The organism is Variovorax sp. P4_D9, assembly GCF_056401695.1.
In genome coordinates this window covers 1-10,678 of the sequence record NZ_JBFUIU010000289.1, presented here as the reverse complement: position 1 = coordinate 10,678, position 10,678 = coordinate 1, and the positions used below count along the sequence as shown (strand labels likewise).

The window sequence follows — 10,678 nt, the reverse complement described above, 5'->3', positions numbered from 1 at the left end:
ATTCGATGTAGAGCGGCGCGCTCGCGGCGGCCGGCGCTCGCGCAACCGGCGCGGCGGTTTCGGCCAGGCTGTAGAACTGGGTGCGCGTGCTGCTGCAGCCCGTCGCCGCCAGCATTGCCGCCGCGATCAGCCATGCGCCCGGGCGCAACGTCGTCGATCTCATTTCTGCTTGTCCTCCGGCTTGCCGCGGATCAGGGATTCGGGATGGCGCTCCAGGTAGTCCGTCAAGACCCGCAGCGAGCCCGCGGCCCGCGTGACCTCCTGCAGCGTCTGGCGCAGGTCCTGCTGCATCGGCGAGTCGTCGGCGATGGTCTTCTCGGCCGAGTTCAGCGTTCGCCGCACGTCCTTCATGGCCGCCGCCATCTCGGGCGTCAGGTCGTTGTGGATGCTCCTGACCAGTTGTTCGGCGCTGCTCAGCGTTTTGTTGAGCGTGCCGAGCGCCTTGCGCAGATCGGTGCTGATCTCGTCGAACGGCACCTTGTTGAGCTTGCGCGCGATGTCCGACACCTGCGACTGCAGTTCGTCCAGGCTGTTGGGCGTCGTCGGCAGCTCCAGCGGCGTGCGTTCGATGTCGAGCGTGGCCGGCTTGGCGTCCGGGAAGAAGTCGATCGCCACATAGACCTGCCCGGTCAGGAGGCTGCCGGTGCGCAATTGCGCGCGCAGCCCCTTGCTTACCAGGAAGCGCCAGCGTTCAAGCTGCGACAACTGGCCCTCCTTGGTCGGGTCGGAGCCTCGGCGCCGCAGGCGGTCGGGGTAGATCTGCACCACCACCGGCATCTTGAACTCGCGCTCGGYGCGGTCGAACTCGACCCCGATCGACTTGACCTCGCCGATCACCACGCCGCGGAAGTCGACCGGCGCCCCGGGCGACAACCCGCGCAGCGACTGGTTGAAATACAGCAGCATGGTGCGCGACGGACCGTCCGGCTCCTTCATTGCCGTGGTCTCGTCACCCGCCAGCACGAAGGCCGCGTTTTCTTGCGCCAGCGGTCCGTTCTGGTCGTCGGGCGACTGGAAGGCGATGCCGCCCAGCAGCACCGTGACCAGCGATTGGGTCCGCACCTTGAGGCCGCTCGCATTGAGGTCGACATCGAAGCCGCTGGCATGCCAGAAGCGGGTGTTGACGCCGACGAACTTGTCGTAGGGCGCGTTCACGAAGACCCGCAGCGTGACTGCGCGGCCATCGCCATCGAGCTCGTAGGCCGCGACCTGCCCCACCTTGATGCGCCGGAAGTAAACCGGCGAACCGATGTCGAGCGAGCCGATGTCGCGTGATTTGAGCAGGAACTGCCGGCCCGAGGCATCGCGCGTGACGATCGGTGGGGTCTCGAGTCCGGCGAATTCGCCGGCGGTCTCTTCCGAGGTGCCAGCGTCGGCGCCGATGTAGGCGCCCGAGAGCAAGGTTCCGAGCCCCGAGATGCCCGTGGTGTCGAGCCGCGGGCGCACCACCCAGAAGCGGGTGTCCTGCGCAGTGAAGGCGCTGGCCTCCTTCTTCAGCTGCACCAGCACCCGCACGTGCGAGCGGTCGGAAGCCAGGCGGATGCTCTGCACGGTGCCGATCTRCACGTCCTTGTACTTGACCGCGGTCTTGTTGGCCTCGAGGCCCTCGGCGCTCTTGAAAGTCAGCACGATCTCGGGGCCCCGGTCCATCAGGATGCGGGCGACCAGCGCCACGCCGACCATCGCGGCCACGATCGGAATCAACCAGATCAGCGAAGGCAGCCAGTTGCGCCGCCTGACGACCCTCGGCGCGGACCGCGGTGGCGGGGGCTCGGGTCGGATGGCTTCGTCACTCATATCGGTTCATTGTCCATTTTTGTTTCTTCGGGACCCGCGGCAGCCCCGGTGTCCCAGGTCAGCCGCGGGTCGAAGCTCAGCGAGGCCATCATGGTCAGCACCACCACCGCGCCGAAGGCCGCGATGCCAACGCCGGCCGTGATCTCGGCAAAGCCATGGATTCGCACCAGTCCGGCCAGCAGCGCCACCACGAAGACGTCGAGCATCGACCAGCGGCCGATCACCTCCAGCATGCGATAGAGCTTGGCCCGCTCGAGCTGGCGCCAGGTGCTGCGGCGCTGGGCCGTGATGTTCAGCAGGGTCAGTGCGCTGAGCTTGAACAGCGGCACCAGGAAGCTGGCGATGAAGATCAGCGCCGCCAGCCCGTAGGCGCCGGTCACCCAGAAATAGATGACGCCGCTCAGGATGGTGTCCTGCTGGGTGCCGAGCAGGCTCTTGGTGATCATCACCGGCAGCAGGTTGGCCGGCAGGTAGAGGATCGCGGCGGCGATCAGGTAGGCCCAGGTGCGCTGGATGCTGTCGGGCTTGCGCGCGTGCAGGTGGGTGCCGCAGCGGGCGCAGGGCTCGCCTTCGACGGCGCCCTGCCAGGTGGTGCCGCAATGGTGGCAGGCCATCAGCCCCTGCGATCCCGCGGTCTCGACGGCGGCGTCATCACCCAGCGCAGGACCTTCGCGCCGCAGTGCCTTGGCAATGGCCTTTGGAATTGCCCTGGGAATGGCCCGGCGGCTCACTGGAGTACCTTCGTGCTTCGCACTGCGGTGCGAGCTTGCTTGGGGCGGCCCGGCGCAGCGCTCATCCGTCCTGCCCCGGTCGCGGCTCGAAGGCCATTTCCCAGARGGTCCGGGGGTTGAACGACAGCACTGCCGTCAGCAGCACCGTGAGCCCCATGAAGGCCCAGAGCGCCGGGCCCGCGATGACCTGCGCCAGGCTGCTGAGCTTGATGATCGCCACCAGCACGCCGAGCAGGAACACCTCGATCATGCCCCAGGGCCGCAGCGCCACCAGGGCGTTGACCAGCACGTCGAAACCCGCCGGCCGGCGCTCGTAGCGCATCGGCACCAGCAGGTAGAACAGGATGCACAGCTGCAGCAGCGGGAACAGCAGCGTGGTCGCCAGCACCAGCAGCGCCACCGGCGACATGCCTTCCGAGCTCAGCACAACCACCGCGCCGACCAGCGTGGTCTCGCTGCTGATGCCCTGGAGCTCGATCTCGACGATCGGGAACAGGTTGGCGATGGCGAACAGGATCAAGCAGGCCACGGTGAGCGGCAGCACGCGGGCGCTCTGGTCGCCGGCGTGGCGGTCGAGTTCGGTGCTGCAACGCGGGCAATGGGACACCTCGCGGCGGCGCAGCCGCACGCGGCGGTAAACCGCGTCGCAGCCTTCACAGACGATGGCGTCGGGGACTTCTTTCATGCGTTGAAGCGGCCATTGTCGGGCAAGCCGTGCGCCGCCGCGCCGGCTTATTCGCCGGCGCTCTCCTCGACGGCCTCGCGGCCGTTGAGGGGCTGTACCGGACGGTGGTTGTCTGGGAACAGCCGGCGGAAGGCGGTGATCTGCGCGCGCGACATTTCGATCGGCTGCTCCAGCACCACCCATTGCACCTGTTCGGTGCACGGTGGCGTGGTCAGCGAGCCGCTGTAGAGCAGCGCCTTGCGGTCGGCCGGCAGCAGCGCCGCCAGGTCGATCTGCAGGTCGCGCCCGGCGGCGCCGACCTTGGGCGGTCGGGCGAAGATCGGTGCCAGCGCGGAGTTCTTGCGGCCTGCCTTGATCAGCACGCCCACCACGGCGATGCCGCCGTCGGCGCTCTTGTTGACCAGGTGCATTTCCATCGGGAACGGGCGGCCGTCGAGACGGTGTTCGCTCGGCGTATGGAAGTGGAACTGGTCCAGGCGATAGTCGACGCCCTTGAAGACCACGGTGTTGCCCGACTCGCCGGTGGCGTCCACCTCGAGGGTATGGCCGTTGTTGACAAGCCGTCCGGCAACCTGGCCGTAGCGGATGGCCGCGTCATGCGGGGCCAGCGCGCGGGCCTTGGCCGCCTGCAGGTCGACAGGCGACTGCTGTTGTCCGGTCTTGCAGAGCGCGTTGTCGGGCGCGAGTGCGGCCCATTCGGCCGGTCCGGTCTTGCCGGCGTAGGACCAGTGTGCATGTTCGAGCGCGGATGCGGTGGCGCAGAGACTGAAAGCCAAAAGCCCTGCGAGAGCGGGGCGAAAAAGTGTATTCATGATGGTCGCTGGGGAATTTTGAAGGGCTGTCGACTCCGGAAACGGAGCTGCAGGCGCCGGGGCGCAGGGCAATTTTCCCGCTGGGATGATCCCGATTCGCGAAGGGCAGCGCCCGACAAATCCCGTGTTTCGATGATCATCCTGCAGACCTTCGCTCGCGGCCAGCCAATCCGCGCTCCGCCTCAACAAGCTCGGGCACCATGAGTTCGCATCTGCATCAGCGTCCAAACCAGCTTCGGCTCTTCATCTTCACAGCCATCCAACAAAGCTACGGAGACTTCGGCTGGTGATGCCCAGCCGGAATCCCAGCGACCGAGCTTCTTCTGCCCGCACTGGCATGACGGACAGCGGGCCATCGTGAGGCGCGAAGGCAAGACCTCCTCGCATCGACCTTGCGGAAAATTCCTGCAGCCATCGGCCAGAGGCGCGGCCGGCCGTCCTACGCGCATCGCCCCTCAGTGGCTCAAAGCGCGACCAGCGGCTCGAAGCCGCCCCAGAACATCCGCTTGCCGTCGAAGGGTATCCGGGCCGGGTCCATCATGTCGGCCAGGCGCGGGTCGGTCATCGCCTTGGCATTGACCTCATCGCGCTGGCTGCGCGATTCGAACACGATCCAGGAGAACACCACGATCTCGTCGTCCTCGAGCTTCACCGCCTGCGGAAACGAGGTCTGCTTGCCCGGCTTCACGTCGTCGGCGATCCATTCGCGGTACTCGAGCGCGCCGTGCTCGCGCCAGACGGCACCGGCGCGGGCCGCCATCTGGCGGTACGCCTCGATCTTGTCCTTCTTGAGGGGAAGCACGTATCCATCGACATAGGCCATGCAGGTCTCCTTGATGCGAATCAAGCACACAGAACTGAGCGGTTCAGTATATGCACGCGTGCCGCTGGCCCCAAGTCCCGACAGCGCACGCAGGCATTGGATTCGGGAGAACCGGTTTCGGATCCCGCAGAATCCAGGCTCCCCCACTCTCGGGCCCCGCATGTCCCCGGAACTGGTCCGGGCGCCGCGATCGCCATGTTCGTGCTGGGCCCGGGGCTGTTCCGCTGCATCGACCTCGACACCGCCTACCGCGCGATCCCACTGGCGCAGCCTGATCCTGATCGTCGGCATGCTGCCTTTCTCGCTGGCGCTGCAGCGCACCGGCGGGATCGACCTCGCGGCCGATGGCCTGCTCGCGCTGGTCGGCGACTTCGGCGTCCGCCCGGTGCTGGCCAGCCTGTTCGTCCTGAGCACGCTGATCGGCCTGCTGGTCCCCAACACGGCCACCGCCGTGCAGATGGCGCCGGTGGCGCTGGCACTGGCCCAGCACCTCGATGCCTCGCCCTACCCGTTCGCGATGATGGTGACGCTGGCGGCGTCCTCGGGCTTCCTGACGCCGATCTCGTCGCCCGTGATCACGCCGGTCAGCACGGCCGGCAACTATGCCTTCGGCGATTTCGTCAAGGTCGGCCTGCCGCTGGCCACCATGGTGCTGCTGCTCGCGTGCTGCTGGTGCCCTGGCTGCTGCCACCGTGATCAGCCGGCCCGAAGCTGCTCGCGCAGCTTGGCACCGATCTCGGGCCGCTCCAGGAATGGATCGGCGGGGTTCGTGATCGACACGATATTCTCCATCCGGCTCTTCACGTTGCCCAACGCCTTGGGATGGCTGAAGACATAGAACTGGTTGGCGCTGATCGCATCGAACACCATCTGCGCGACTTCGGCGGCGCTGACCTTGCCGCTGCTGACCGCCTTGTTGCTCATCGCCTGGCCGATCAGCTGGCTCTTGGTGAGTTCGCCGCCGGCCAGCGCGCCGGGTCGGTTGCGTTCGCTCTGCGTGATGCCGGTGGGCACGAAGTACGGGCACAGCAGGCTGGCGCCGACCTGGTCGGTGACCAGCTTCAGGTCCTGGTAGAGCGTTTCGGTGAGGCTCACGACGGCCGCCTTGGCGGCGTTGTAGATGCCCATGTTGGGCGGCGTCAGCAGGCCCGCCATGCTGGCGGTGTTGACGATATGGCCCCGGTAGGCAGGGTCCTTGGCGGCGGCTTCGAGCATCATCGGCGTGAACAGGCGCACGCCGTGCACCACGCCCATCAGGTCGACGCCCAGCACCCACTCCCAGTCGGCGACGCTGTTCTCCCACACCAGTCCGCCGGCGCCGACGCCGGCGTTGTTGAAGACGAAGTGCGGCGCGCCGAAGCGCTGCTGCACGGCCTTCGCGAGTTCCTCCATCTGCGACGCGCTGGCGACGTCGACCTTGCGGGCCAGAACCTGGGCCCCGGCAGCCTCCATCTCGGCCTGTGCCTTGTCGAGCGCATCCTGCTGCACGTCGACCAGCACGAGGTTCATGCCGCGAGCCGCGCCGATGCGCGCGCATTCGAGGCCGAAGCCGGAACCGGCACCGGTGAGAACGGCCGTCTTGCCCTTGAAGTCCTGAATCATTGCGCGTGTCCTTTCGTCTCTTTGATGGGTGTCGAGGCGCTATTGAAATACGGATTGCGCGAGTTCGCAGTCGCGAAGGTGCCCAGCGTCAGTTTTCAATTGCCTTGAGCACGTAGCCGATGCGCGGGAAGTGCACGTGCACCGTGCCGGCCCGCGGGTCACTGCGGCGCAGCGTGTAGTGGGTGCGGGTGGCCGCGACCAGTTCGCCCTCGGTCGGCTCGGGGCCGAAGAGCTCGGGCGTGATCGTGACCCGCGTACCGAGTGCGATGCCGTGCTCGTCCTGGAAAGTGCTGTCGGCCAACAGCGTGTGCGGCGTCGATGCGGCCGCCACCTCGATGGCGCGTTCGGCATCGAAGACCTCCATTGCACCGTGGCCGATGGCCGCCAGGCGGTCCATCCAGTCGAGCACCGCCGGCGTCAGCTGCAGGATGGCGGCCATCGAGGGAGTGCRCTTGCGGGTGAACCACAGCGGGTGATAGCAGGCGAAGTCGGCCACGCTTGGGAAGGCGCCGAGCAGGTAGTCGGTGTCGTCCAGCATGTCGGACAGGCGCCGCAAGTACGATTTGTAGGCGGCGGCGGCATCGGCCGGCCGCAGCCGCACCATGTTGCCGCTCATGGCGCGGCGATCGTCGGTAAAGGCCTTGGCCAATTCGGGCGGCGCCTTGCCGAAGATGTCGGCCGCGCCCTTGGGACTGAAGTTGTAGGCCATCGCGGCCCAGAACAGCGTGCTGTCGCCCCACTGCGCGACCAGGCGCGACAGCCCCTTGCCGGGCTCGGGGTAGATCGACGGCAGCGGCGTGATGTGCTCGAGCACATCGCAGATCAGGGCCGTGTCGCAATAGATGTCGGCGCCGACCTGCAGCACCGGCGTGCGGCGGTAGCCGCCGGTGAGCGCGACCAGATCGGGCTTGGGCGCGATCTGCGGAATGATCACGGACTTCCAGGGCAGCTTCTTGTAGCCCAGGATCAGCCGGATCTTTTCCGAGAACGGAGAGGTCGCGTAGTGGTGGAGGATCAGGTCTGCCATGGGGTCCTTCGAAGGTGGTGGGGTCACAGGGGCCGGGCGCGGGAAATGATCGCGTCGAGGTCGACGCCGGCACCCAGCGTGCCGAAGGCATGGCCCCAGTCGCCGCCCAGGCGCGAGGCGCAGAAGCCGCCAACCACGGCCGGCGGCGCGGTCTGCACCAGCAGAGCCGCCTGCACCGCGAGCGCCACGTCCTGCGCCAGCCGGCGCGCCTCGGTCTCGGTGGCCATGGCCTCGATGCGCGCTGGGAGCGCACCGGCCAGGCGGTCGAGCGCGGCGTCGCTGCCGCGCGCCGGCGCCAGTTCGTGGGCCAGCGCGGCGACCGCATCGCCCTTGCGCAGGCCGCGCAGCAGGTCGATCGCCATGATGTTGCCGGCGCCTTCCCAGATCGAATTGAGCGGCATCTCGCGGTAGACCCGGGCCATCACGCCCTCGCCGCCCTCTTCCACGTAGCCGTTGCCGCCGAGGCACTCCATGGCCTCCTGGGCGAAATGGCTGCCGCGCTTGCAGATCCAGAACTTCGCCACCGGCGTCAGCAGCCGGGCCATCATGCGTTCGTGTTCGTCGCCGGGGCGATCGAAGGCGCGCGCGAGACGGATCGCCAGCGCGGTCGCGGCTTCGCTTTCGAGCGCCAGGTCGGCCAGCACGTTCTTCATCAGCGGCTGCGAGATCAGCGGCTTGCCGAATGCCTGGCGTTGCGCCGTGTGGTTCAGTGCCAGGCTCAGGGCCTGCCGCATCAGCCCGCTGGTGCCGAGCGCGCAATCGAGCCGGGTCATGGTGCCCATCTCGAGGATCTGCGGCACGCCGCGGCCCTCCTCGCCGACCAACCAGGCGCTGGCGCCGTGGAACTCGACCTCGGAGCTGGCATTGGCCTTGTTGCCGAGCTTGTCCTTGAGGCGCTGGATGCGGATCGCGTTGCGGCTGCCGTCGGGCAGCACGCGCGGCAGGAAGAAGCACGACAGACCGGCCGGCGCCTGCGCGAGGATCAGGAAGCCGTCGCACATCGGCGCCGAGAAGAACCACTTGTGGCCGGTGATCTCGTAGCGCTCGCCCCAGCCGTCGCTGCCGGCGCGCACCGCCTGCGTGATGTTGGCGCGGACGTCGGAACCRCCCTGCTTCTCGGTCATGCCCATGCCCATGGTCAAGCCGGGCTTGTCGCGCCAGGGCTTAAGCGCCGGGTCGTACCAGCGGCTCGCGAGCTTCGGCCCCCAGTCGGCGTACACGCCCGCATTGCTGCGCAGCGCGGGCGTCACCGCGTAACTCATGGAGATCGGGCACAGCATCGACGGCTCGAGCTCAGTGAACAGCATGAAGCCGGCCGCGCGCTGCACATGGGGCGACGGCGACTCGGCGGTCCAGGGCGTGCCGTGCAGGCCGGCGCCGACCGCGGCCGCCATCAGCGCGTGGTAGCTCGGATGGAACTCCACCTCGTCGATCCGGCGGCCGAAACGGTCGTGGGTGTGCAGCACCGGCGTGTGGATGTTGGCGAGCCGCGCATGGGTCTGCATCTCGACGCTGCCGATCTCGGCGCCGAGGCTCTGGAGCGGGCCCGGCTGCAGCTGCGGCGCGTTGTGCTGCAGCGCGTCGCGCAGCGGGCGATTGGTTTCGAACAGGTTGTAGCCGGCGAGCGGCGCCGGCTGGTTGAAGACCTCGTGCGTGGTGTCCATGCCAGCCTCCTGTGCGTTTCAGCCCTCAGATGAGCTTGACCAGCTGCTTGCCGAAGTTCTTTCCCTTGAGCAGGCCGAGGAAGGCTTCCGGCGCCGATTCGATGCCCTGCGCGACGGATTCCCGCGGCCTGAGCTTACCGCTGGCGACCAGCGCGCCCAGTTCGGCCAGTGCCTCGGGCCAGACTTCCATGTGCTCGCTGACGATGAAGCCCTCGAGCTTGAGCCGATTGATCAGGAACAGCGCCGGATTGGCCAGCGGCAGCGGTTGGCCGTCGTAGCCGGCAATCATGCCGCACAGCGCGATCCGTGCAAAGGCGTTGGTGCGCAGCAGCACGGCATCGAAGATGTAGCCGCCGACGTTCTCGAAGTAGCCGTCGATGCCCTTCGCGCAGGCCTCCTTGAGCGCCGCGCTCATGCTCTTGACGTCGGGATGCTGGCGGTAGTCGATGCAGGCATCGAAGCCGAGTTCGTCGGTGACGTACTTGCACTTGTCCGGGCCGCCCGCGATGCCGACCACCCGGCAGCCGCGCGCCTTGGCCAGCGCACCGAATGCGCTGCCGACGGCGCCGCTGGCGGCTGTGATCACCACGGTCTCGCCGGCCTTCGGATTGATGATCTTCACGAGGCCGTACCAGGCGGTGACGCCCGGCATGCCGACCGCGCCCAGGTAGTGCGACAGCGGCACCTGCGCGGTATCGACCTTCTTCAGCGCGCCGGGCTGCGAGGCGTCGACCACGCTGTACTCCTGCCAGCCACCGAAGCCGACCACCTTGTCGCCGACGGCGAATTTGGGGTGCTTGCTCTCGACCACCTCGCCGGCCGTGCCGCCCTGCATCACCTGGCCGAGCGGCTGCGGCTGGGCGTAGCTCTTGGCGTCGTTCATGCGGCCGCGCATGTAGGGGTCGAGRCTCATGTAGTGGTGCCGCACCAGCACCTGGTTGTCCTTCAGCGCCGGCGTCTCGGTGCTGACGAGTTTGAAGTTGCTGGCGACGGCTTCGCCTTCGGGGCGGTTGTCGAGGATCTGTTGTCTGTTGGTGGGCATGAAAGTCTCCGGGAAGAATGCAGGTCAGTCGGTGGACGGCGGGCGCATCGCGTTGGCGCTCGCGGGCCCCGTGGGCAGCCGTCGCTTGACGTACTTGAAGGTGCCGGTGGCGTGGGCGCAGACGCGCTCCTGGGCGTCGTAGATCTTCGCCTCGGTGAAGGCCAGCGTGGCGGTGCGCTGCAGCAAGGTGCCGCGCGCATGCAGCGGGCCGACCGAGGGCTGCATGAAGCTGGTCTTCATCTCGATCGTGACGACACCGATCTCGGGCGTCTCGCTGCGCGCGGCGGCGGCCATCGTGACGTCGAGCAGGGTCATGCAGGCCCCGCCGTGCGTGACGTCGAAGGTGTTCAGGTGCTCGGGCTTGGCGCTGTAGCGGATCTCGGACTCGCCGCCCTCGAACTTCACGAGCTCGAAGCCGAGGTGCTTCGCGAACGGAATCTGATCCGCGTACGAATGGAGGCTGATGGTGCTGGAAGAGTCGGACATGCTCAAGCG

10 protein-coding genes and 1 pseudogene are annotated in these 10,678 nt (G+C 67.6%); 1 reads left to right on the top strand and 10 read right to left on the bottom strand.

Translation table 11 applies throughout. The annotated features are described in order from the left end of the window. Positions 1-159: 159 nt before the first annotated feature. The 5 genes from AC1DY5_RS27155 to AC1DY5_RS27135 form a co-directional block, all read right to left on the bottom strand. A complete protein-coding gene (locus tag AC1DY5_RS27155) occupies positions 160-1,797 on the bottom strand; it encodes a PqiB family protein (protein WP_478116426.1) in 1,638 nt (545 codons plus the stop codon). Beyond that, positions 1,794-2,456 carry a paraquat-inducible protein A gene (locus AC1DY5_RS27150; protein WP_478116430.1) on the bottom strand — a complete coding sequence of 221 codons (663 nt, stop codon included), beginning with the start codon at positions 2,454-2,456 and terminating at the stop codon, positions 1,794-1,796. Before AC1DY5_RS27150 ends, AC1DY5_RS27155 begins: the two co-directional genes overlap by 4 nt. Before the next feature lie 133 nt (positions 2,457-2,589). Then, complete coding sequence (locus tag AC1DY5_RS27145; RefSeq protein ID WP_478116424.1) at positions 2,590-3,213, bottom strand: paraquat-inducible protein A; 624 nt, start codon at positions 3,211-3,213, stop codon at positions 2,590-2,592. A gap of 47 nt (positions 3,214-3,260) precedes the next feature. After that, positions 3,261-4,025: a carbonic anhydrase gene (locus AC1DY5_RS27140; RefSeq protein ID WP_478116423.1), complete on the bottom strand. Its 765-nt coding sequence runs from the start codon at positions 4,023-4,025 to the stop codon at positions 3,261-3,263. Positions 4,026-4,488: 463 nt separating this feature from the next. After that, positions 4,489-4,848 (bottom strand): DUF1428 domain-containing protein, encoded by a 360-nt coding sequence (locus AC1DY5_RS27135; RefSeq protein WP_478116421.1) that lies wholly within the window; start codon positions 4,846-4,848, stop codon positions 4,489-4,491. Here AC1DY5_RS27135 and AC1DY5_RS27130 point away from each other — a divergent pair. Continuing rightward, positions 4,847-5,506 (top strand): annotated as a pseudogene (locus tag AC1DY5_RS27130) (SLC13 family permease); the annotation flags it as partial. The gene AC1DY5_RS27135 and the pseudogene AC1DY5_RS27130 overlap by 2 nt on opposite strands. Before the next feature lie 38 nt (positions 5,507-5,544). Here the strand turns inward: AC1DY5_RS27130 and AC1DY5_RS27125 are convergent. The 5 genes from AC1DY5_RS27125 to AC1DY5_RS27105 form a co-directional block, all read right to left on the bottom strand. Then, positions 5,545-6,450, bottom strand: coding sequence for an SDR family oxidoreductase (locus AC1DY5_RS27125; RefSeq protein ID WP_478116419.1), 906 nt, complete (start codon positions 6,448-6,450; stop codon positions 5,545-5,547). Positions 6,451-6,538: 88 nt separating this feature from the next. Next, positions 6,539-7,477: a glutathione S-transferase family protein gene (locus AC1DY5_RS27120; RefSeq protein WP_478116417.1), complete on the bottom strand. Its 939-nt coding sequence runs from the start codon at positions 7,475-7,477 to the stop codon at positions 6,539-6,541. Positions 7,478-7,500: 23 nt separating this feature from the next. Further along, a complete protein-coding gene (locus AC1DY5_RS27115; protein ID WP_478116415.1) occupies positions 7,501-9,141 on the bottom strand; it encodes an isovaleryl-CoA dehydrogenase in 1,641 nt (546 codons plus the stop codon). Positions 9,142-9,166: 25 nt separating this feature from the next. Further along, entirely contained in the window at positions 9,167-10,183 is a 1,017-nt protein-coding gene (locus AC1DY5_RS27110) for an NADP-dependent oxidoreductase (RefSeq protein ID WP_478116413.1), read from the bottom strand. 24 nt (positions 10,184-10,207) lie between these two features. Then, positions 10,208-10,669, bottom strand: a complete 462-nt coding sequence (locus AC1DY5_RS27105; RefSeq protein ID WP_478116428.1) for a PaaI family thioesterase — start codon at positions 10,667-10,669, stop codon at positions 10,208-10,210. Between the last annotated feature and the right edge of the window lie 9 nt (positions 10,670-10,678).